18 protein-coding genes and 4 tRNA genes are annotated in these 23,703 nt (G+C 34.7%); 7 read left to right on the top strand and 15 right to left on the bottom strand.

Annotated elements, in window-relative coordinates:
• Positions 1-30: 30 nt before the first annotated feature.
• The 3 genes from CQ022_RS01185 to CQ022_RS01175 all read right to left on the bottom strand — a co-directional run bounded on the left by CQ022_RS01185 (position 31) and on the right by CQ022_RS01175 (position 2,494).
• Positions 31-966 (bottom strand): ketopantoate reductase family protein, encoded by a 936-nt coding sequence (locus CQ022_RS01185; RefSeq protein ID WP_105682737.1) that lies wholly within the window; start codon positions 964-966, stop codon positions 31-33.
• A 63-nt stretch (positions 967-1,029) separates the two neighbouring features.
• The gene (locus CQ022_RS01180) at positions 1,030-1,611 is read right to left on the bottom strand and encodes a Crp/Fnr family transcriptional regulator (RefSeq protein ID WP_105682738.1); all 582 of its coding nucleotides are present in this window, start codon (positions 1,609-1,611) and stop codon (positions 1,030-1,032) included.
• Between the two features lie 76 nt (positions 1,612-1,687).
• A complete protein-coding gene (locus CQ022_RS01175) occupies positions 1,688-2,494 on the bottom strand; it encodes a class I SAM-dependent methyltransferase (RefSeq protein WP_228421693.1) in 807 nt (268 codons plus the stop codon).
• 175 nt (positions 2,495-2,669) lie between these two features.
• On the opposite strand from CQ022_RS01175, the gene CQ022_RS01170 reads away from it, so the two are divergent.
• Both CQ022_RS01170 and CQ022_RS01165 read left to right on the top strand, forming a co-directional pair.
• Entirely contained in the window at positions 2,670-3,425 is a 756-nt protein-coding gene (locus CQ022_RS01170) for a helix-turn-helix domain-containing protein (RefSeq protein ID WP_105682739.1), read from the top strand.
• Positions 3,426-3,451: 26 nt separating this feature from the next.
• Positions 3,452-4,618 (top strand): FAD-dependent oxidoreductase, encoded by a 1,167-nt coding sequence (locus tag CQ022_RS01165; RefSeq protein ID WP_105682740.1) that lies wholly within the window; start codon positions 3,452-3,454, stop codon positions 4,616-4,618.
• 94 nt (positions 4,619-4,712) lie between these two features.
• Here the strand turns inward: CQ022_RS01165 and CQ022_RS01160 are convergent, their stop codons facing one another.
• The 3 genes from CQ022_RS01160 to CQ022_RS01150 form a co-directional block, all read right to left on the bottom strand.
• Complete coding sequence (locus CQ022_RS01160; RefSeq protein WP_105682741.1) at positions 4,713-7,748, bottom strand: reprolysin-like metallopeptidase; 3,036 nt, start codon at positions 7,746-7,748, stop codon at positions 4,713-4,715.
• 663 nt (positions 7,749-8,411) lie between these two features.
• On the bottom strand, positions 8,412-9,836 hold the full coding sequence (locus tag CQ022_RS01155) for a hypothetical protein (protein ID WP_123864370.1): 1,425 nt from the start codon (positions 9,834-9,836) through the stop codon (positions 8,412-8,414).
• Between the two features lie 168 nt (positions 9,837-10,004).
• Positions 10,005-11,414, bottom strand: coding sequence for a tetratricopeptide repeat protein (locus CQ022_RS01150; RefSeq protein ID WP_123864369.1), 1,410 nt, complete (start codon positions 11,412-11,414; stop codon positions 10,005-10,007).
• A 511-nt stretch (positions 11,415-11,925) separates the two neighbouring features.
• Here CQ022_RS01150 and CQ022_RS01145 point away from each other — a divergent pair.
• Both CQ022_RS01145 and CQ022_RS01140 read left to right on the top strand, forming a co-directional pair.
• Complete coding sequence (locus tag CQ022_RS01145) at positions 11,926-12,408, top strand: GNAT family N-acetyltransferase (protein WP_105682806.1); 483 nt, start codon at positions 11,926-11,928, stop codon at positions 12,406-12,408.
• Positions 12,409-12,593: 185 nt separating this feature from the next.
• Positions 12,594-13,469, top strand: coding sequence for an alpha/beta fold hydrolase (locus tag CQ022_RS01140; RefSeq protein ID WP_105682744.1), 876 nt, complete (start codon positions 12,594-12,596; stop codon positions 13,467-13,469).
• A 102-nt stretch (positions 13,470-13,571) separates the two neighbouring features.
• Here CQ022_RS01140 and CQ022_RS01135 read toward each other — a convergent pair.
• Positions 13,572-13,644, bottom strand: a tRNA-Lys gene (locus tag CQ022_RS01135).
• 485 nt (positions 13,645-14,129) lie between these two features.
• On the opposite strand from CQ022_RS01135, the gene CQ022_RS01130 reads away from it, so the two are divergent.
• Positions 14,130-14,864 (top strand): hypothetical protein, encoded by a 735-nt coding sequence (locus CQ022_RS01130; RefSeq protein WP_105682745.1) that lies wholly within the window; start codon positions 14,130-14,132, stop codon positions 14,862-14,864.
• A gap of 190 nt (positions 14,865-15,054) precedes the next feature.
• On the opposite strand, the gene CQ022_RS01125 is transcribed toward CQ022_RS01130, so the two are convergent.
• From CQ022_RS01125 to CQ022_RS01105, 5 genes are all read right to left on the bottom strand, one after another.
• The gene (locus CQ022_RS01125; RefSeq protein ID WP_105682746.1) at positions 15,055-16,434 is read right to left on the bottom strand and encodes a helix-turn-helix transcriptional regulator; all 1,380 of its coding nucleotides are present in this window, start codon (positions 16,432-16,434) and stop codon (positions 15,055-15,057) included.
• Between the two features lie 235 nt (positions 16,435-16,669).
• Positions 16,670-17,131: a hypothetical protein gene (locus CQ022_RS01120; protein ID WP_105682747.1), complete on the bottom strand. Its 462-nt coding sequence runs from the start codon at positions 17,129-17,131 to the stop codon at positions 16,670-16,672.
• Between the two features lie 1,317 nt (positions 17,132-18,448).
• Positions 18,449-18,521, bottom strand: a tRNA-Lys gene (locus CQ022_RS01115).
• Positions 18,522-18,576: 55 nt separating this feature from the next.
• A tRNA-Leu gene (locus CQ022_RS01110) sits at positions 18,577-18,659 on the bottom strand.
• Positions 18,660-18,694: 35 nt separating this feature from the next.
• Positions 18,695-18,767, bottom strand: a tRNA-Lys gene (locus CQ022_RS01105).
• Positions 18,768-18,882: 115 nt separating this feature from the next.
• Between CQ022_RS01105 and CQ022_RS01100 the strand changes: the two genes are divergently transcribed.
• Complete coding sequence (locus CQ022_RS01100) at positions 18,883-19,398, top strand: shikimate kinase (protein ID WP_105684228.1); 516 nt, start codon at positions 18,883-18,885, stop codon at positions 19,396-19,398.
• 16 nt (positions 19,399-19,414) lie between these two features.
• Here the strand turns inward: CQ022_RS01100 and CQ022_RS01095 are convergent, their stop codons facing one another.
• The gene (locus CQ022_RS01095; RefSeq protein WP_105684229.1) at positions 19,415-19,855 is read right to left on the bottom strand and encodes an RNA-binding S4 domain-containing protein; all 441 of its coding nucleotides are present in this window, start codon (positions 19,853-19,855) and stop codon (positions 19,415-19,417) included.
• Between the two features lie 55 nt (positions 19,856-19,910).
• On the opposite strand from CQ022_RS01095, the gene CQ022_RS01090 reads away from it, so the two are divergent.
• Complete coding sequence (locus CQ022_RS01090) at positions 19,911-20,690, top strand: hypothetical protein (RefSeq protein WP_105684230.1); 780 nt, start codon at positions 19,911-19,913, stop codon at positions 20,688-20,690.
• 63 nt (positions 20,691-20,753) lie between these two features.
• Here CQ022_RS01090 and CQ022_RS01085 read toward each other — a convergent pair whose 3' ends face one another.
• Together CQ022_RS01085 and mtaB are read right to left on the bottom strand one after the other, a co-directional pair.
• A complete protein-coding gene (locus tag CQ022_RS01085) occupies positions 20,754-22,271 on the bottom strand; it encodes an FMN-binding glutamate synthase family protein (protein WP_105684231.1) in 1,518 nt (505 codons plus the stop codon).
• Positions 22,272-22,325: 54 nt separating this feature from the next.
• Positions 22,326-23,672 carry a tRNA (N(6)-L-threonylcarbamoyladenosine(37)-C(2))-methylthiotransferase MtaB gene (mtaB, locus tag CQ022_RS01080; protein WP_105684232.1) on the bottom strand — a complete coding sequence of 449 codons (1,347 nt, stop codon included), beginning with the start codon at positions 23,670-23,672 and terminating at the stop codon, positions 22,326-22,328.
• Between the last annotated feature and the right edge of the window lie 31 nt (positions 23,673-23,703).

The following is a 23,703-nucleotide window of genomic DNA, read 5'->3' as shown; positions in this document are numbered from 1 at the left end:
ATTTCTTTTTCTTTCGGCTTTAGCCAAAACTTATTTTGCAGTAATATCAGTGTAGATTTTCTGAGTAAAAGAAGTTTCAACACCTGTTTCAGCACCATATTTCAATACGGCACCTGCAAATAGTTCCAGTTCGTTATCCTTCTTTCCAGAATGGATATCAAGCTGTAAGGAAGTAGGCGTTTCAAAAGGAAATGTAGACGCTTTTTCAAATGTTTTATCAATGATATCTTCCTGAAGATAGATTTCTTTTTTAGCAGCAATCTGTTGTATTTCTTTCATAATTTCAGTCGCTTCCTTCTTCTGTTGCTCGTCCGTACATACAGTTCCGATGGATGAATTATGCTTTGCCGTCACCAATCCGAAACTGGCAATAAAAATAAATTTTGTCCAGATATCCGTTAATGAATTATCCTTGAAATCAAAGTCAATTTTACTTTCCCTCAAAAGGTCTGTAACCCATTCCACTGGAGTGGAAAAATGCTCAGGATCTCTACCAACAATCATTTTCCCGGCTTTCCCTTTATGCTCTACAATTCCTCTCTCTTTAATATGAGAAGCTACATAAATGCAGGTTGGAAGAATGGTATGATCCGGAATAACGGTACGTATTCTGTCATAGATATCTGCTCCGTTCATCATCGGAAGCAAGATCGTATCTTTGTTGATAACCGATAGCAACTGCTTACATACATTTTCAAGGTCATATTCTTTTACACAAATTAATATCAGATCAGGATTTTCAATCTCACTGATGTTCTGTACAATGGTATCAGGATGAGTCTTCGGATTAGCATGTTCAGGAGACAGCAAAGTCAATCCGTTATCTTTTACTTTCTCACAAGTTTCTCCACGGGCAACAAAGGAAACGGTATATTTCCGGAAAGTTTCATTAGTCTGATTGATTTTAAATCCAAAATAACCGCCTACACCGCCCAATCCTACTACTACAATATGTTTTTTGTTCATGAATTATTTTTAAACAAAGATCAGTGATCATTTCTGAACTATCACTTGACAAATGAAAAGAAATTACAGTTTGTGAATGTCCCTTCGGATCCTGCTCAGTGAGCTGTCTTTAATTCCTAAATAAGAAGCAATTACCTTCAAAGGGACATGCTGAAAAATATCGGGATCCTTCTTCATCAGATTGAAATATCTTGTGCCTGCTTTCTGACTGGCCATTTCAATCAGTCTGTCATGAATATTATAATAATTAAGGACAAAAAGAAGCCGGCTAAACTCCCTGAATTCGGGAATATTATGGAAATTATGCTGTACATTTTCCAATCCTGTTTCCCAGAAAATACAGTCTGTAACAGTTTGATATATTTCTTTGGTAGGCTGCTGTCTGAAAAAGGATAAAAAATCATTAACGAAGCAGGGAGCTTTATAAATATTGGTGGTAATCTCCTCATTATCTTCATTCAGTATATACGAGCGGACATAGCCTTTTTCAAGAAAATAGGTTTTGGTACTGATAGCATCTTTATCCAGCAAAATTGTATGGGCTTTCAATTCAAAGCAATTAAATTTTTCAGTGATTTTTTCAACCACTTCTTTTTCAATACTGAATAGAGAATGAAAGTAAATGTTAAGTGATGATTTGTCCATTAAAGTATCTTCATAAATCTATTTTGAGACTTCTAAAATAGTGATAATTCAGATATTCGTAAAAATTTTCATGCTTTCAATGGTCTGGTTTTACTGCTTTCGTTGCTATAAAAGTTGGTAGATACTCATCAATTAAAAAGCGTGGGTTTGGCTGCATTTCTTCTATAAAATCTGCAATCAAAAAACCTGCTCTCAATTGTCCGCCGATAAGGTCTGAAAAGGTATGCCCAAAAACCAGAGCTTCATTATTTTCCAGTTTTCTATTAATCTGATTCTGATCCAAATCTTTTATATCAGCATAAGGAAGTGTATATTTTGGTCTGATAATTCCATCTTTTATATCCTGAGGATTTCGGTCTGCAACAAACACAACGGGATTAAAAAAGCTGGCCAGCAATGCTCCTCCTTTTTTCAAGACTCTATACGTTTCTCTCCAAACGGGATTCACATTTTCCACATAATGGTTGGATATAGGATGAAATATAATATCAAATGTTTCATCTTCAAATACACTCAGGTCTCTCATATCCCCCTGAACGGTTTTCAGTGACAAACCGTCACGTTCAGCAACTTTTTCATCCTGTTTAAGCTGTTCACCGGAAATATCAAAAACAACTACGGAAGCTCCTGCTGCTGCCAGTACCGGAGCCTGCTGTCCTCCTGCAGATGCCAGACACAAAATTTTCTTTCCTTTCACATCTCCCAACCATTCCTTATTTAATGGCTTCGGAGTCAGATGAACCTCCCATTTTCCTGCTTTCGCATCATTAATTAAGTCTGTACTTACAGCTTTTGACCATTCATTCTCTTCTAATGCCTGTTTGTTCCAGGCCGCTTCGTTGTGCTGTATAAAATTGATTTCTCTTTCCCGCATTTTTTTCATTTTCTGGTCATTAACTCTTAATTTAAAAAAATATCATATTCATAAGCAAATCAGCTGGTACAGATTTCCTAAAATGTACTAGTCCAGTTCAATATTCAAATTGTATTGTACTTTGTAGTTTACAACAATTTTTGTAATTTTCTTCATCTAAAAACAGTCTGCACAGACAATAATTATGGACAATGACTTCTCTTATCATTTCATAGAACCGGACAAAGAGATCGCAGATTTTGTTGAAAATCTGGGAACTTTTCAGAACCTTTCGGATGAAGCGAAAGAAGTGGTTATCATCCCTGACGGAAGAATTGATTTATTTTTTTCACAATCAGCTTCAGAGCCTTTTCACATTACTCTTCTCGGGTTGGAAACTTATCCGGAACAAAGATACATTGCTCCCCATACCATTGCCTTTGTCGTCAGTTTTAAACCTCTTGCAGTTGAATATATTTTGAATACCTCTATTGCAGATCTTTTGAATATTGGAAAAGAAATTTCTCCTGATTTCTGGGATTTTAAAACAGATGATTTAAAAGATTTTTCCAGCTGTTGTACAAAAGCAATTCAAAAAATAAAAGAACAGCTTCCCTCAAAGGTAGATGAAAGAAAACGCCAACTTTTTGAACTTGTGTATGCTTCAAAAGGAGAAATGAGTGTGCAGGAACTTTCTGAAAAAACAGGCTGGAGCAGCAGGCAGATCAACCGTTATTTTAACAAACAGCTCGGCTTGTCATTAAAAGCCTACTCTACTATTTTGCGTTTCAGGGCATCTTTGGAACACATCGCACAGGGAAGACTTTTCCCGGAACTTAATTATACCGATCAGAATCATTTCATCAAAGAAGTGAAAAAATTTTCAGGGGTTGCTCCTAAAGAATTATCCAAAAATAAAAACGACCGATTTGTACTATTATCAGTGTTGAAAGGAAAATAAATTTGCATTGTAAAATTTAAATTAAAATGCTGATAGAAAATAAATCAATAGCAATCGTTGGTGGTGGTCCTGCAGGACTTACGCTGGCAAGACTTTTACAATTAAAAGGTGCAGACGTAAAAGTATATGAAAGAGATTTCAATAAAAATGCACGGGTACAAGGCTCTCCTCTCGATATGCATGAAGACTCAGGACTGGCGGCCTTACGCAAAGCAGAACTATTGGAGGAATTCAAAAAGACTTTCCGTCCCGGTGCAGACAGAACACTGATCATGAATGAAAAGGCTCAAATATTTTTCAACGATCATGAAACAAAACCTGAAGAAGATTTTGGACATGAGCATTTTCGGCCAGAGATAGATCGGGGTCCATTAAGAAATATGCTGTTAGAATCCCTGCATCCTGACACCGTAGTCTGGGACAGTCATTTTCTCTCGATGGAACCTCAAAATGAAGGCTGGCTTTTGCACTTCAAAAACGGGAATTCCGTGTATGCAGACCTTGTTATTGCCGGAGACGGAGCCAATTCTAAAATACGGCCTTATCTCACTGATATCAAGCCAGTTTATTCCGGAGTTATTATGTTGGAAGGAAATATTTCAAAAGAAAATGCCCCTAAGATTGATGCCCTAATTAAAGGCGGAAAAATAATGGCATTCGGAAATACAAAAAATATTTTACTGGGCCAGAAAGGGAATGGAGATCTTGGGTTTTATGCAAGCTTTAAAGCTGATGAAAACTGGCCTGCCACCAGTGGTCTTGATTTTTCTGATAATGCACAGGTGCTCAAATGGTTCAAAACAGAATACTCCGAATGGAATCCTTTATGGGAAGAATTGTTTGAAAATGCTGGAACTCCGTTTATTCCACGTCTGATTTACTCTATGCCTTTAGATCAAACATGGAAAACCCAGCCCAATCTGACACTGATTGGTGATGCTGCTCACGTAATGCCTCCATTTGCAGGAGAAGGTGCCAATATGGCCATGCTGGACGCACTTGAATTGAGTGAATATTTAACGAATGACAGTTACAACACATTACAGGAAGCAATTTCCAGCTATGAACATCATATGCGGAAAAGAGCAGCCACTGCCACACAGGAATCCCTTGAAAACAGCGAACGGATGCATTCTGAAAAGTCATTAGCAACCATGCTGGACTTTTTTAATGGTCATCTTACTTCATCATAAACAAAAGGCTGTCCCAACCAGAGACAGCCTTTTTCAGTTAAATAAATCTTTTTTCTCTCCGCGTTTTAGATCCTGATGCGGAGATTCATGTGTGTTATTTCTTGATTAACTTAGTATTATAAGTATTCTTATCATCTTTTATAGTGATCACATACATTCCTTTTACCAAAGAAGCAACATTGATCCTTCCTTCAATTTTACCTTCCTGAACTAATCTTCCGTCAGCACTGTAGATTTTGTAATCTGCTTTACCTTTAAGGTTTTTCACTTCTACAAATGTATCTGCAGGGTTAGGATAAATAGATACTTCGGATGATTTCGTGTCTACGACATCTCTCACAGCAAGGTTAGCATTTTCCGAAATCTTCACAGAAAAATCTCTGAAAGATCCTACAGAAACGATTCCACCACCATTTACAGGTACAGTAGGACTTCCACAAGGTCCGCTGGCTGCATTAAAGAAAGTACTTGCAACTCTCATTCTCAACAATTTTTCACCAGAGTACGCCGTGTCAGGCACTGTAAATGTCACATTTCCGTCACGAAGGTAAGCCTGAGCAGCGGCAGCAAAGAAAGGAAGAGCTCCACTGGTCACTACTTTTTCAGAGTTTTCAAAGACTCCGTTTCTGTTGTAATCTATCCAGATTTCAAGCCAGTCGTTATAGTTTCCTCCCGCAAGGTTTCTAAAGCTTGCTGTATATTGAGTTCCTTTTGTTAAATTAACAACTTTGGTTGCATCTTCACTAAAGTCAAGATATGTTTTGTAAACATCCAATCCGGTATATACATAAGCCAGGTTAGATAACGTCAATCTTACAAGACCACTATTAAAGCTTCCGCCATTTCCTCCTGTAGTCATCAAACAATAATCTGAACCCGTTCTCAGCCCTTTTGTTTTAAAGGCATAATTAGTAGAGAATGCTCCCGGAACACTATTCACAACGGCAGCTACCTGTACTTCATAATTGGTTTCATCTTCAAGATTTGACAACAATACAGAGTTGGCAGCACTTGTTGTATTCGACCAACTTGCAGCCCCTACTTTTCTGTAATTGACAGAGTAAGTGGCTCCCGGTACTTTATTCCACGATATTCTCGCCGTTGTTTTTAAAACTTCTGTCTCTATTGCAGAAACTCCTGTTGGAGCAACGGCAGTAGAAATAGGAGCCGTTCCTACTGTTACAGCCGGAGATACAGCATAGAAAATATTGCCTACTGCTGATATTCTTAATTTAACAGTCCCCGTTACATTAGCCGGCATTTGTACAGCATAGCTTCCTGTATTAGGTGTAGAAGCTACCAGACCTGTCCATGTAGTCCCGTTATTGGTTGTATAATCTATTTTTACAGCCGCTACATTATAAGGAGCGGTATTGGTGTTTGCAGCATCCCATGTGATGGTATTGGATGCATCATTATATAAAACAGATGTTGTGGTAAGTCCGCTGAATTTGAAAGGTCCGTCATTACCTACTGTTACAACCGTTTCAGCAGTGGAAGTCATTGGTCTTAATGCATTCTGATCTCTTACAGTTACCGCATAGTTCAATGTTCTTGGGATATAGGAAACGGTTTCCCATACCTGTTTGTCTGTCAGTACACCATTCAATACAGTTTCCAGCTTAGGGAAATATCTTCTGCTGTTAGCTGTTCCCGGTAAAGATCTCGCGATAGCTCCTTCTGCATTATAGCCCCATCCGCTATCTCCGGAAATCGTATTCCTGTCTCCTACACTGTTATATTGTTCCCATGTATAGGTAACAAGATCACTTTCCGCATCTACTGCTACCGCATCCAGATAATAGGCAGTTCCTTTAGGAATAGAATAATTAGCCAACGGTGTAATTACCGGTGCGGTATTGTTTATGATATCAATAGCAACACCACATCCTACTTTAGATTCGAGGTTATTCAATACCTGAGAAATAGATTTATAATGGAAATATCCATCCATATTGGCCTGAATATTATCCTGAGTAATTCCCGGATATCCCATGATCGTTGTTCCTCCCCAAGGCTCTACATTGGCACCGGAAGCTTCAGTTCTCATAGAGAAGGTATGGTTGGCTCCCAGCTGGTGTCCCATTTCGTGTGCTGCCATTAAGTCAAATACTTCTCCTACAGGGTCAGGGCTCATTGAAAAAGCGGCACCTTTTCCTAAAGAAGTATTAGTGGCAGGATTTGTACAAACAATTCCTATTCCTCCCGCATTTCCATTTCTGCTTTGTCCTACATTGCGATGAAATACGTGTCCAATATCATAATTGGCATTTCCAACATCTGCCGTCAGCTTTTGTTGCAGCTGTAAGTTTAATGACGGATCTCCTGCAGCTGCCTGAGGTGTATAAAAATCGGTAGCAGGATCTGTATAAATAATTCCCGGAAGATCCAACACATTAAAGTGAGCTCCAAAATCTCTCTCAAAAACCCCATTGATTCTTGTCATTGTATTATTGATCGCAGCGACAGCCCCGGCAACTGTGCCACCGTGAAATTGCGTATATTCACCGGTAACAGCCATAGCCATTCTGAAAGTTCTGTATTTTGTATTAGTAGGTCTGTTGGTAATTCCTATATTGGAAAGCATCTTTTTTCCGTTTTCCACCAGTTTACCTATCTCTTTAAGATCATGCTCGGTATCACATTCAAACCCATGTATGTCTCCTTTTTCCTTTGTTTTATAAAAAACGCCATAAGTCTGTTTATCTGCACTTATAGGTTCTATAAACTGAAATATACCGTCTTTAATAATCATAGACTGCATATCTGTAGGGGATGTACTAAATCTTAAATACTTAGAAGCATCATCCATGCCAATTCCTACATAGGATCCCAGCTGATATCTGTCTACAAGAGATTGATCCATCACAGGATTGCTATAGACCGCAAATTTTTCAATTTTTCCTTCTGCTGTTGGTAAAGAAATAATAACAGGACGTGCATTTTTTCCCGTCTCTTCAGCATTTTTCAACATTTCTCTCAGAGACTTCAAATCAACTCTGTAAGAATGTTGTACGGCAACTCCTTCTCTTATCTGAGAAGTTTTCTGAGAAACAGATTCCCATCTCTGAGCATTGAAAGCCGTAAAACATGATGCTAACGCACAAACGAATAAAATTCTTTTTTTCATAGATTTATTTAAAATTATTTTGGTATAGATATAAGGTTGCGTATTTTTTCATCAATAGATCCTTCAGACATTGTATTTAAAACCATAGCGGGATATTATCATAAATACAACAAAACAAAACCAATCGTGTAAAATTCGCAAAAAATTCTACCACAAAGCTTGTATATTTCAAATGAAAAACAAAAAAAAATCATACTACACAGGTACAACAAGCATGATAATTATTTAATTATCAATAAATTATATTAAAAATCCATTTCAGGCTTAAATAATATAAGTTCTTTTAGACGAGGAATCATTAAAATTTCAGTCCAAAAACTGAATATAAAAACGTATTGAAAATCAGGACGAAAGTCATACTTAAATAGTACTTAAAAAAGATAAATTATGAAAAATTAAGGTGAAAAAATAAGTCAGTTGAGAATAATCAGCTCTTTTTTTGATTAATAATTCCACAGATTAACCAAAAACACAACAATCTATATATCAAACATTTAAAAATAAAAATACTCCGTGTAGTACCCATGTAGTATAGCATTTTTTCATGTTACCAATAAAAATTTTCATATTTGACCACAGAGACCACAAGAAAAAAACCGAGTGGTGAAAAGAGAATATTTCGAGTACTGTCTGACCTGATACATCAGACAGTTTTTTTTTGGATTATTTTAAGGTATCAAAGAAATGATAGATATCTGTTTCCCCAGGAATGTCTAGTTTTTTTCTGATTCTGTATTTTTTCTGCTGAATACTTCTATGCTGAACCATCGTATAGCTTGCTATTTCTTTAGAAGTAAAATGCAATTTAATCATAGCACAAAAAACCAGTTCAGAATTTTCAAGACTTGGGTTAATCATTAAAAGCTGAGCTATAAACTCTGGGTAAGCTTCTTTAAAACGATCCAGAAATTCAGAATCATTCTTTTTACCAAGTTCTATAATCTCTTCCTGCTTATTGTCATTCATCCTTATTTTCAGGTTTTCAGCTTCTATAGAAAGGATTTTTTTCCGTTTTCTCAAGGTAAGAATAATTCTCCAGGCATATAATCCCAACAGGCAGATACCTATGAACGACAGGGAAACAATCCAATATATTTTACTTTGACGATGATGGGTATCTTGTTGGGCTACCGTAATAAAAGACTCCATATCCTGATTGATGGTAGCCAGCAAAGATGTATTGGTCTTATAAAAAGCATCTGTGTACGCCTTCAGATAAAAGTAAGCCTTCTCTTTATCCCCCGTATGTTCATATAATACCCTTAAATCATTATAGAGATACTTGGCGTAATAAGCATAGATACGTTTAGTTTTTTCATTGATTTTCAACGCCCTATTAAAATACACTTCTGCTTTATCATATTCTTTATAATTAAGAAAGTACTCTCCCATAATAGTATTAGTATAGAGGGCTATTCCGTCTTCTTTACCTCCTATATTGGCTTTGTTGTAGGCTATTGTTATGTACTTATAGGCAGAATCCCTGTCTCTGCGCATATAAACATAATCGCTTATAGCACAGTCTGCAAGACCCGTATTGTCCAGTTTTTTGGCTTGATGGAAATATTCAAGCGCTTTTTCATATTCTTTTTTTTGGGTAAGATAAATTGCCTGTCTCAAATAAATACTGAAAAGTATATCATTTTTAAGCTCTGAGTTATCACTTTTCTTTATAAAGCTCATGGCTTCATTGTTATATTGAAAAGCTTTATCAAGCCTTCGAAGTTCTACATTGAAGCGTCCGTAAACGTTATAAAATCTGGCTTTGTGGATATTATCCTCTGAACCATCCAGGATCTCTTTTGCATTATCAAAAAGAATCTGCGACTTCTGAAAATTTTCCAGTGAAATATTAAGCTCAGCCAGATTGATAAAGCACAGCGCCTTCCCTTCTGCATAATTCATTTTATTAGCCTGATCATAATATTTTTTATTAAGAGCAATCAATGAATCATAGGCTCCGGCAAGCCTGAATTTCTCATTCTGTTTCAGCAAAGAGACATCAAATCTCTTTTCAGCCTCTTTCTTTGAATGAGAATGGCACGAAACTAAAACAAAAAGTAAAACAGAAAGAAAAATACGCATCATAAGTTTCTCTATTTAAGCTAAATCCTTGTATTAATTATGATTAAACAATGATTTCTCAGAATAACGGTTCTCATATTTTAAAAATTTTCAATGGTTTTTTCTGATAAGATCAACAATAAAATCTTTTCATAAAACAGAATCCTGCTGCTTTTATTGTGATATATTTTTTTATTCTGTTAACGTTTCAAAAAAGTCATAAATATCTGTTTCTCCAGGAATATTCAGTCTTTTTCTGATCCTGTATTTTTTTTGCTGAACAGATTTGTGCTGTACAAAAGTATAATCCGCAATCTCCTTAGAGGAAAAACGTAATTTCAACATGGCGCAAAAAGCAAGCTCTGAATTTTCAAGATCCGGATTGATTTCCAAAAGGTTTTTTATAAATCCAGGATACAATTCTTTGAATTTCAACAAGAAAGAAGAATCATTCCTTCTAGCAAGTTCAATCACTTCTTCCCGCTGCTTTGTCTGGACATGATTTTTCAACGCATCGGTTTGCTCTTTCAAAGTATTCTTCTTCTTTCGTAATCCGCCAATCATCTTCCGGACATATACTCCTGAAACGGTAAGAACGGTGATGGACAGCGCAATAAATAGCGGAAGATCATTTTTATGCCAATCTGATTCCTGTTTTACTTCTGAAATAAAATTTTCAGTCGTTTTATTCATTGCAGCGAATCGTGCAGCATCAGATCTTCCCTCCTCTTCCATATATTTCTTCAGATAAAAATATGCCTTTCCACCATCATTTTTTTTCTTGTATAATTCTGCAAGAGCCTTATAAACCTCTTTTATATGTGAGGAGTAAGTCCGTCTTGTTTTTATATTGATTTCCAGTGCTTTTTTAAGCGCTTTTTCTGCCTGTTCACTATTATCAACATCATTATAATAATATCCCATGGTGTAATACACCCAAAGTGACTCCACATCTGTCGTTTTCTGACTAAGCATTTTTTCATCTGCCCTGGCAATATATATTCCTGCAGAATCAGGTTTATGGGTAAATAAATAATACTGTGCCATCATACAATTGGTATACGCTGAATTTTCCAGCACATTGGCTTTTGTAAAACATTTTAAAGATGTCCCAAACCATCCCTTCCACGCATAATAAATAGCCTTGTTTACATAAAGTCTTGGAAGTAGCTTATCAGTGAGTTTCGTTTTTTTTACCTGTTTAAAATAATAAAATGCTTTATTGTTACACGCTATAGCCTTATCATATATTTTAAGATGAGAATAATACAGACTGTAATCATCATAGAAAGTCGCTTTATGATATGCATTTTCAGAATGTATCAGATCTTTTTCTGCTTTATTGAAAAAAAATCGGGCTTTTTCATAATTTCCAGCTGAGACGTTGACACCTGCCATATTCAGGTAGCAGAGTCCTTTTCCTGCTGTATACCTCATTTTGACTGCCTTCTTCAGATATTTCTTATTAAGCTGGGCAAAGGCTTCATAGTCACCAGACAACTGAAGTTCAGAACTTTGAGTCAATAAAGAATAATCAAAATCCTCTCTTTCAGTAGTATGGGATTCGCTATGACATGAAAATAGGCACAGAAATAACCCCATGCAGATACTAAAGGTTATTATATTCTTTATACCCTTCGGATGTGTCTTTTTATTTTTAAAAATGAACCAGTTAATTTTTCCCATCACCACCACTTTTCCTTATATATCCAGATATCTACCTATTCATTTTCTTATAAATAAGTTGATAATTATCTACCGTTATTTCAATATTATTCCCCAATATGTGTTATAAATATACATATTTTATCATGTTCATTATGAAATAAACAGGTTATTTTGCAAAAATGTAACATTCAAATAAAACCATGTGATTTTCCCCTTAAACAAATACTTTTTTTAAAATTTACAGAACATTTATATAAGCATTTCTGATCAAAAGTATATGTTTTATTTTTAATAAGACTATCTAAAAAGAAATTTGTTACAGATTGATCAGCAGGTTTTAAAATTTTCATGAAATGATTTAAAATTCAGTGATAAATATAAGAGGAAGCCAAAATAATCCACACCTTTGTATTGGGTATAAATGGAAATGACAAATAAGATAACCATGAAAAATATTAACTTTCGAAAACTTCTTCCTGAGAAAAGCAAAATCTACAGAACCATCCGATTGGAAAGTCTGGAAAAATTCCCTGATTCATTTGGAGCAAACTATCAGGAAGCCCTGAAAATTGAAAAATTCCCAATGGAAAGCCATATTGAAAAGCAGACGAGAGAAAGATTTGTATTTGGAGCTTTTACAGATGAAGAACTTATAGGGATCTGCAGCTTTGTGAAGGGTGAGGACAATACCGGAAATATTTATCAAATGTATATTAAAAAAGAATTTCAGGGAAAAAATATTGGACAGGGATTACTGGAAGCAGTTATTGATGAAGCTTCTCATACATTTCATGGTATTGAAATTCTTTTAGAAGTTACTCCGGGAAATGACAAAGCTTATAAACTATATAAAAAAGCAGGATTTCTGGAAATAAAATCTCCCACAACTGAAAATATCAGCAACATCACCATGAAATATCAGGTCTGAATAAAAATTTACAACCATTCAAAAACTTCGTTTGGAAACCTAGTACGTATTGCATAGTTAAATATTATAAATGAATTCCTGCATTTGCTAAATTTAACCTGAAAAAAGAAATGTAATTGTGCATTAAGACGAGATCATTGTAAAAAATCTTAATGACAGCCCATGATTTTTAAGTTAAATACAACATGAAAACGGAAAGCTTTGAAACGATATGCGAAGACGGAATACCGCTTAAAGGAATTCTCCTTATTCCGGATCAGCCAAAAGCTGTAATTCAGTTTAACGGTGGTACCGGAACAAAGAAAGAATTTTACCTGTCATTTCTTACCTATCTTGCTGAAAATGATTTCCTGTGCTGTCTTTGGGATTACAGAGGAAGCGGAGATTCTTTTTCCGGAAATTTAAAGACCTGTGAATTTAAATTTTCAGACTATGGAGTAAGAGATATGCCTGCTATCAAGGATTTTCTCAACGAAAGATTTCCTGAACTTCCGTTTATCATTGTTGGGCATAGTGCTGGCGGACAGCAAATCGGATTTATGAAAAATCTGGATCATGTAAAAGGAATGATCAATTTCGCCGTATCAGCCGGCTATTATATGAATATGCCACTGTCTTACAGAATGAAAGCTTATTTTTATTTTTACCTTTTTGCCCCTATAAGCATTTTAATGACAGGATATGTAAAAGCCAAAACCTTTGGATTAATGGAAAACCTGCCTAAAAATGTAGTGTATGAATGGCGCAGCTGGTTGGAAAAGAAAAATTACTTCTTCGATGCTAAGTTTTATGGCAAAACAGTTCCGGTTGGGCATTTCAGGAATTATACATTCCCTATTCATTTATATTGGACGATAGATGACACCATATCAAGTCAGAAAAATACAGAATCTTATTGGGAGCATATTGATAGTAAAGAAGAAATTACTTTCACGAAGTTAGTTCCTTCAGAATTAGGATTGAAGAAAATTGACCACTTTGGTTTTTTCAAAAAAAATATGAAAGACAGGCTTTGGGAAAATGTAGTAGGTCAATTAAATGCTTTTCTTTTAAATCATTAACCCAAAAACATCCTTGGACTTGTATTTTCATGGAGAAAAATCAATAAGTTATGAACAAAAAAATGGACAAACCATTATAAAAAATGATTTGTCCATATCAAGTGACCCGGCTGGGATTCGAACCCAGGACCCATACATTAAAAGTGTATTGCTCTACCAGCTGAGCTACCGAGTCGGCCTCTTACTTTTTTCAGCAAATCCCTTTATTTAAGGGACTGCAAAGATAGACACATTTTCCCTAAATCCAAATTTTCCTCCACATTTTTACTCAAAAATTTAGCATAAACTTACAAAAATGGCAAGCCATATTAATTGATCAAAATCAGAATCATTATTTTCCGTATATAAATACCTGTTTATTAAATCATTTGCTTCAAAAATACCATTAACAAGCTTTTTAAAAATATTTTAAAAAAAATATTAAATCTGTCAATCATTATAGAAAGAGCGTTAGGAATAAAAATTTCTACCAGATAATAAAGTTTGATGTATTCAAGATGTAGATTTGATGTATACAAAACAAGCTTTTACATTGATTAATAGCCATAAATTTGTTCTTGAGTTAGAAAAATGAAACTCATTGCCCACCTCGTGATCTTAGTATTAGCTCGACTAATTTCATTATACAATTAATTATTTATCATTATATAAAAAACAATTATGAAAAAAGAATTATTACTCGCGGGTATCCTCATTACCTGTACTCTTGTAAAATCTCAGGTCGGGATAGGAACAACAACCCCGCAAAAGATGTTACATGTTAATGGATCACTACAGCTTGGCAATGAACTTAACCTGGGGGGTACTGCAACTACTGAAGGATCGGCAGGAACCGCAGGACAGGTACTTAAATCCAATGGTCCTGGTACAGCACCCTCATGGCAGACTTTAGCAGGGGTTCCGAATGCTACAGGAACAGTAATTGCTGTAAACGGTCAGTTTTTGGTAGCTCAGGAGATATCTGCGCAAATGACAGGTGATTTTACAATATCTGGTACTGGCCCAGCAACAGCTATAGGAAATTTAACCAATGTGATTATAGATAATGAGAGTAAATATACAGGTTCATCTACAACCAATTCATTTAGCGTATCTGCTGATGGTGTTTACCTGATTACAATGAATGTGCAGTTATATACAAATAATGGTAGTAATCCAACCATTGGTATTTGGGATAACCAAACCGGCAATTGGGTGGCCAGGGTTAATGACTTTTATTCAGTACCAACAAATCAACTACAAACTTATACCTTAATCACATCGATTCCTATGTCAACTTCTAAAACATATTCATTCAGAGCCGCAAATACTTCTGATACAGTAATAAGATCCCATAGCTCTGGAACTACAGGATCCGGTCCTGTTACACAGATGTCTGTGAAACGACTAAGATAAAAATCATGAAACAAATTCACTGGAAATAATGTGAGCAAAAGCGAATTCAAACACTAAAGTTCTTAAAAATTCGTCTTTTTTAAATAAACAGGTCGGGTCGTAATTTTAAATTACGACCCAACCTGTTTATTTTCTTAAAGTATTATTCATATTTGCGTTTCCATTATTGCACATAATATTACACATTAGTTTAAAATTGTGATATTGACCTGATAAAATAATACAAATCTGTTTCATTCTCAAGGAATAGTTTTTTACGTAATCTATATTTTTTTGTCTGTACAGATCTATGTTCCATGGAGGTACATTGTGCAATTTCTTTTGAAGAAAATCCAAGCCATATCATGGCACAGAATGATAAATCAGATTTAGAAAGCTTGGCATTAACCATATGCAGCTTCTGACATACTTCCGGATATGACTCTTGAAATTTTGCTAAAAAACCAATATTATTATCCCTGGCAAGCTGAATTATAACTTCATGATTTTCGCTAAGTTTTCTTTTTAAATCTATTGTTTCCTCTTCTTTTTGAATAATTATTTCATTACTTTGTGTAAGTTTGGCCTTCTTTTTTTTGATTTGCAGATAGAAATAAATGCATAGCAGAAAAATTATTATTACAGAGATACTTTCATATAATAAAGCATTATTTTCAGTTTTTCTCTTTTCATCAAGTTTTTTCTTCTCCATACTGTCAATGGCCAGAATAACTGCTTTATTCTGGTTATTATCCAGGCTATCTTTCAATGAAGTTGACTTATTTAAATATTGATTTTCAAGATCCAGTTCATGGATCTTTTTGTAAAGACTGGCTAATAATTTAAAGTCATTTAGAATCAATTTGGGCCTGCCAACTTCTTTTGCCAATCTTAATGACACTTTACAAGTATCAATGGCCTCATTATACTTATTTTGAGTTTCAAGGAAGCCCCCATAGTTATATAAAACAACTGCTCTTTGAAACTTATTATGTTTAAATTTTTTAGATTCTAAAAGAATAAAGGATTTTTTAAAATAATAGTTTGCAGAATCAATATTTTTATCATGCCAAACGTAATGTCTTGCAATATTAGCGACATCCAAGGGATTTGCTTCCAATTTCATTGCTTTATGCAAATAAATAAAAGAAGAATCAACCTGATAAGGTTCAGCCAAATAAGAGGCCCGGGTAGAGTACACATATCTTAAAAAAAAACGGCAGTCCTGATTATCTTTTTTGAGTTTCAAAGCATACTCCATCGCTTTCGAATTATAATCCAGAGCTAATTTATTAAGCTTCATCGCGTTATAAACCTGAGCAAATTCCTGATTAATCTTACCTTCTAGAAAATCATCATTAATATTTTTAGATTTTTCTACCGCTTTATTTAAATAATCTAAACTTTTTTTGAAATCTCCTATTAGCCACAACCTATTGGCAATATTGGCATACCCCAACGCTTCTCCTTTAGGATAATTATTTTCAATGGAGATTTTTACAAGATTTTCATTCCACAGGATCAGATCCTTGTTTGATATTATGGTACGAAGTTCTTCATTTTTCTTGATCAAAAGAGTATCAAGCTGCATTAAAGTATACTTCTGAGAAAATAACCTTGTAAAACAAAAGACAAAAAGAAGACAATATAATGCTTTACTAATTTTTGCTGAACAATACATAGTGAAAAATATAGTTTGGAGGTTGGTATACAGTTTTAAGGTTGAAATACACATAAATATCTGAAAATCCTACACCTTAATTATATATTACTTAACAATAATGATAGTTATCTACAAAATAAATACTCATATGATATTATAATTACTAATCAACTTTCTTGAAAAGGATTTTATTAATATCATTACTCACAATAATAATCAGTTTTGGTTTCGTTTCAAAACTACTTTGCTCTCCTGTTCTTAGTTTGTAATAATAAACAGCCTGCATTTTCTCATTTTCTTCCAATTTTAAAGGAATGAGTTCAACAGATCTATTCGTTGCAGGATGTAGTAAAACCACTACCTTTTCTCTTGAAAAATCAATGGGAGTTGGCTTTCTATTTTTCCCCATAAAGGAAGCCATATCAAAAATTTGGTTGAATTCATTTTCTGTTGAGATTACCTTTTCAGTAAATCCTCTAATGTCATAGTTATTTTTAACAAAATAATTATCTGCTATTTTGTAGAATATAAGAGAAGAATGTGTAGTGAATGTATTAGTTTCTATCTGGGTGTTGCAAGAACAAATAATATAACTGGAAATTAAAATAATAAGTAATTTTTTCATCAATTGCTTTTGGGTGATTAAACTTAAAAAATGTGATTCTTTAGATATGTTTTTTCACCTTTTGTAAGTACTGGTTTTTTCAATCATTTGTGTAGGTATTTTTAAGAGTAGAATTATATGCACAAATTTGCAAAAAAACAGCAACCCTGTCTCTAAAAACACATACATCAAAAATACACCACCCAATAAAACAGCTGAATATCAGACATATAAAATAATATATACTATTTTTGTATCCTTTAAAATATTTACACACTGAAAATAACTTTTAAATAATCGCTTGATTTAAGAAGCTTTTTTCCATTTATAATTAGTATTTCTACTTAACTTAAATTATCTCCCTATCTGAATATTGTTTAGTTTTTATTTTATACGATTTAATGAAGTAGATATATCATTCAATTTTTTGACAACATACCGTAATTTATTTTTCTAAGTAAAGAAACATATTTACACTTAAGCTTTGAGGCTGCATATCCATGGATTACTATATTACATTGCTATTCAAACTATTGGCCGTAAATGAATAGGAATACTCATTTTTGATTCAATTCAATAATATTAAAATCATTTGTGAAAATTTCAATAAAAATAATTTATAACAATATTAAGATTATTGGAGCGAAATCTATGGACTATACTACATCATACATACATCATTCAATCATCGTTTGTGCATTTTTTTAAGTATATTATGATTTTCTTGTCTCATTAAATAACAATACAAACTCACTATAAAAACACATTAAATAAATACGCTTTATCTCTTTAATATAAGAAACAACTGCTTCTATAACTGGCAGTACAAATAGAGATACAGGTCAATAAAGTTTGAATATATCTACAATTCGCAGAAAAGAAAATTAAATTGTACTTATAGAATACATTATATCTAGAATATAGACAATCTATATTCTCAAAATAATAAGTCAGGGAAATCAATGACAAAATTTTGCTAGAATTGGCTCATGTTGGCAACTTCCTTTTCAAAAAACAGCCACATATAACACTAATAAATTTCACTGTTTCAAGCAAATGATGTACCTGTGATGTAGGCATTATTTAGGCAACAAAATAGTTAAGGATTAATTTTGTATTACACTTCAAAGAAACCAAGTTCTTACAATATATTTACTTTTCTTCAGCCAGAGCATTTCATGACCCTAATAATTAGTATTGCTTTTCTCTCTGGTTGAAGATTTAAGAAAATTATATATACCATCAGATCTGTTTATTAATATTCACTCTAAATACAAGATCTGTTTCCCTAAATAAAAAAAGGACAAACCATTCATAAAATGATTTGTCCATATGAAGTGACCCGGCTGGGATTCGAACCCAGGACCCATACATTAAAAGTGTATTGCTCTACCAGCTGAGCTACCGAGTCGGCCACAATTAAAATGAAATAAATTTCAATATTAATTATAAAATTTTCTTTGCAGTGCCTGCGACTGGACTCGAACCAGCACATCCTTAGGAAACCACCCCCTCAAGATGGCGTGTCTACCAATTTCACCACGCAGGCAATAAAATCACAAAATTTGTAATATTTATTGCTAGTGACCCGGCTGGGATTCGAACCCAGGACCCATACATTAAAAGTGTATTGCTCTACCAGCTGAGCTACCGAGTCGGCCACTTATGCAACAAGTTTTCATTTAAGTAATGTCCCTTGTTTTAAGTGGTGCAAAGATATAACTTTTTTCTTTATCTCAAAACTTTTTCGCAAATTTGTTTAAAAAAAATTCATGGTAATTTCATTGATCGGATACATGGGAAGTGGCAAATCTCACATTTCCAAAATATTAAGCGAAAAAATCAATTTTAAATTAATTGACCTCGATAAAGAGATTTCAAGAAGAAACAAATTAACCATCCCGGAAATTTTTGAAAAAAAGGGAGAGATTTACTTTAGAAAACTGGAAAGAGAAGCCTTGGAAGAGATATTGGCTTCGGAAGAAAATGTAGTTTTAAGCCTTGGCGGAGGAACTCCTGTGTATTATAATAACATGGAGATCATTAATCACAATTCCAAAAGTTTTTTCTTAAGAACATCGGTAGGAACATTGGTAGAAAGACTTTCAAAACAGAAAGAAAAAAGACCATTGATTGCCAATATCTCGGATGAAGACCTTCCGGAATTCATTGCAAAGCATTTATTTGAAAGAAATCAATTTTACAGCAAAGCACAGTATACTGTAGGAACAGATTCCAGAGAACCGGAGGACATTGTTAACGAAATAGTAGAAAAGCTCTATCTCTAGAGCTTTTTTATTTTATTTATTGATCTTCATCACCAGCTTCGCCACCTGTCTCACCAAAGAAGTCATCCCAATCCGTAAAGTCAGAATCGATATCGTTACCTACGTAATCGTCCATTTCTCTTCTGTCTTTTTTGGTTGGTCTTCCCTCGCCTTTATTTCTGTAATAATCTTGTGACATTTTACGAAGTTTCAACAGTTCGTACTGTTCTTTATCTGTCACATCCTTAATATGAAGAGGCACCAGCTTGGCTCCTATTCTGCTTTTAGGTATCTGAATTACTTTTATTTTATAATCAATTTGATTCTTACGGATTTTAATAGTATCTCCTTCTTTTACCTCTTTAGATGACTTTACGGCAGACGTTCCTATAGAAACTCTATTCTTTTTAATCTCCTCTGCTGCAATACTTCTCGTCTTATAAAAACGAATGCTCCATAAAAATTTATCTATTCTCATATTTTTTTATACTTTTGCCGTTATATTATTTGTAAAGTAATTAAAGTTTTTTGAAATGAAAAAAATATTTTTATATATCCTTGCAGGATCTTTGTGTTTTTCTGCTTGTAAGAAAGATGATGATGTGTCAACCTATGTAGAGCCGGAAGACATTAATACACAAAATACCTATGATGATCAGGCCATTAAGAAATTCATGGATGATAATTATCTGGATGCACAGGGTAATATAAAAGCCTTCAGTTCTACGGATACAGCGGATGATAACGAAAAAAAATTATCTGAACTGTCACCTGTAACACTTCCTTCGGGAGCTATCTATATCGTTAGAAACGGTGCTCAGCCTCCTGTTAATCCTGATCCTGTTTATGATCAGACCATCAAAACTGATGATATTATCAAATTCATGGGAAGAGCTTACTCTTATCTGGCAGTTAATTCTGACGGAAACACTTCATTTACATCAAAAGCTACCTTTTTAAATACTATTGACGGAAGTGGTATTCCTGCTATTGACCCTATGTTTTATTACGTAAAGAAATCAATACTGGATGCTGGTACAACTGATGCAGCAAAAAAAGCAAAGTATTATCAAATTCCTGGTTTCAGAGAAGCTTTACAGAAATTCAAAGCATTCAATAATCTTTCCAGTGAAACACCTTATAACTTACAGGGAGTAATTATTCTTCCTTCCAGAGCTGCTTTTGCAAGAAATCCTCATTATCCTTACTTAAATGCTTCTTACAGAAACAAATCTTTTGTATTCAACTTTCAGATTTATGGACGAGATAACAGACCAGATGATCAAAAACAAACTTCTGAACAACAACAATAAAAGTAATCACATCATAAAAAAACACCGTCTCAATGACGGTGTTTTTTATTTTATCGTATGGTATTATGATCTTGCCTTCTGCTTTACATTTCCTAAAATATCAGGGAAGTAAAGGTCCGCAAGGTGATCAAACTCATCTCCTCTCATAAACATGGTGGCATCTACTTCTTCATAAGAACTTCTTCCTGCAGCCGCAATCAATTCATTGCAGGTATGAAGGGTATTTTTATGAAAGTGATATACTCTTTCTGCTTTATCCGTCACCTCAAGTCCTTTGATAAGCATTTTATCCTGTGTAGCCACTCCTGTAGGGCAGTTATTTGTATTACATCTCAACGCCTGAATACATCCTAAAGAAAACATAAATCCTCTGGCATTGTTACACATATCAGCCCCCATCGAAATTGCTCTCAGAATATCAAGACTGGTAAGAACTTTACCGCTGGCAATCACTCTTAATTTATCTCTTAAGTTATAATTATTAAGGGTTCTGTTGACAAATATCAAAGCTGGCTCTAACGGCATTCCTACTCCATCTGAAAATTCCGGCGGTGCAGCTCCCGTTCCTCCTTCTGCCCCATCTATGGTAATAAAGTCCGGATAAATCTTCAGAACATTCATCTGAACACAGATATCTTCAAATTCTCTGGTATCTCCGATACACAATTTAAAACCAACAGGTTTCCCGCCTGAAAGATCTCTTAATTGCTGTACAAACCTCAACAGTCCTGCTGCATCGGAAAAAGAAGTATGCGAGGGGGGTGAAATAACAGTCATACCTGGTGTTACGTGACGGATTGCTGCAATTTCAGGTGTATTTTTCACTCCTGGAAGTACTCCTCCATGTCCTGGTTTTGCTCCCTGTGATAATTTGATTTCTATCATTTTCACATTAGGAAGGGTTGAATATTTTGTGAATAATTCAGGATTGAATTTCCCTTCATCATCACGACATCCGAAATATCCTGTTCCGATCTGCCAGCATAAATCTCCGCCTTCCATATGATAAGGTGAAATCCCCCCTTCTCCGGTATTATGATAGAAGTTTCCTTTTTTTGCTCCTCTGTTCAGGGAAATCTGTGCTCTGTCACTTAATGCTCCGAAACTCATTGCTGAGATATTGAATAAAGAAGCGTGGTAAGGCTGGGTACACTGTTCTCCTCCCACCCATACTCTTGGGAGCTCTTCTGATGGTGATTTTGCATATATAGAATGCTTGATCCCTTCATATTTTCTGTGATTTACTTCCAGCTGTGTACCAAAAGCCACAGTATCACTTAAATTTTTTGCACGTCTGTATACTGCAGAACGCTGATTTCTTGGAAACGGTTTCCCGTCTGTTTCCCTTTCAATAAAGTATTGCTGCATTTCGGGTGAAATACTCTCGAAAAAATACCTGAAGTATCCCAATACAGGAAAGTTCCTCAAAATAGCATGTTTCGATTGGTAAGCATTGTAAACACCCAATGCATAGATTGCGGATAACAGCGTAGGTATCCAATAATGCGCTCTGATCAGCAGTGCTATAATCCATGTAGCAGCTACTAATACAATTCCCCAAGATAAAAACTTATCTCTCATGAATGTAGTATTTAAAAGTTTAAAAATAAATTTAGTGGAATTTTTGCAAAGAGCCTATGCTTTTGCTAAAAAACTTTGGTAAGAAGATTGCACAGAAACCGTGCCATCTGACAGGATTTTTTCTAAATTTAGAAATTCGATTTGGTTTACGGATGCAGGATCAAAATCTTTCTGGACTCTCACATAATTTTCTGTGAAGCCAAACATTTTCCCGTCTTTATTTTCGTGCTCCCAAAGAACAGGAAGCGTTTTACCAAGTTGTGTCTGATAAAATGCCATTTTCTTCTTTTCAGAAAGAATTCTCAGCATTTTATTACGTTTTTTTCTTTCTGCTACAGGAACTACTCCATCCATAGCAACTGCTTCCGTATTTTCTCTTTCAGAATAAGTAAATACGTGCAGGTAAGTAATAGGAAGATCATTCAGGAAATTATAGGTTTCTATGAATCTCTCTTCTGTTTCTCCCGGAAATCCTACAATAACATCTACACCAATAGCCGCATCAGGCATAACCTCGCGGATCTTATTGACTCTGTCGTTGTAAAGTTTGGTCAGGTAACGACGTTTCATCTTTTTCAAAAGATCATCGCTTCCGGATTGTAACGGGATATGAAAATGCGGAACAAAACTTTTACTTTTAGAAACCAGCTCTATACTTTCATCTTTTAAAAGATTGGGCTCAATAGAGGATATACGGATTCTTTCTATTCCATCTACTTTATCCAGTTCTGAAATAAGATCAAGGAAAGTATGTTCATGTCTTTTGTTTCCAAATTCTCCTTTACCATAATCACCGATATTCACCCCTGTAAGAACAATTTCTTTAATATCTCTTGCCGCAATTTCTGTAGCATTTTTGAGAACGTTTTCGATAGTATCTGAACGCGAAATTCCTCTGGCTAACGGAATTGTACAGTAGGTACATTTATAGTCACAGCCATCCTGTACTTTCAGGAAAGCTCTGGTTCTGTCTCCAATAGAATAGCTTCCGATAAAGAAATCGGTTTCTTCAATTTCACATGAATGCACTACCCCTTCGCTTTCAGATTTCTCCAAATCATCAAGGTAGCTCAGAATATTGAATTTTTCTTTTGCTCCTAAAACCAGGTCAACACCTTCAATCTGTGAAATTTCCTCAGGCTTTAGCTGTGCATAGCATCCCACAATAACTACCAGTCCTTCCGGATTGGCTTTCATTGCTCTTTTCACATGAAGTTTACATTCACGGTCAGCATTTTCAGTCACAGAACATGTATTGATAACATATACGTTCGCTTTTTCATCAAAACTTACCTTATCATAACCTGCATCTGTTAATTGACGGGCAATAGTAGATGTTTCTGCAAAGTTTAATTTGCAGCCAAGTGTATGAAACGCGGCAGTTCTGTGAAAAGTAGACATTTGTTACTCCTGAATTTTATGGGTGCAAAGA

It is taken from the genome of Chryseobacterium culicis (assembly GCF_002979755.1).
Taxonomy (GTDB): Bacteria; Bacteroidota; Bacteroidia; order Flavobacteriales; family Weeksellaceae; genus Chryseobacterium; species Chryseobacterium culicis_A.
This window is presented reverse-complemented; position numbering and strand designations above follow the sequence as displayed.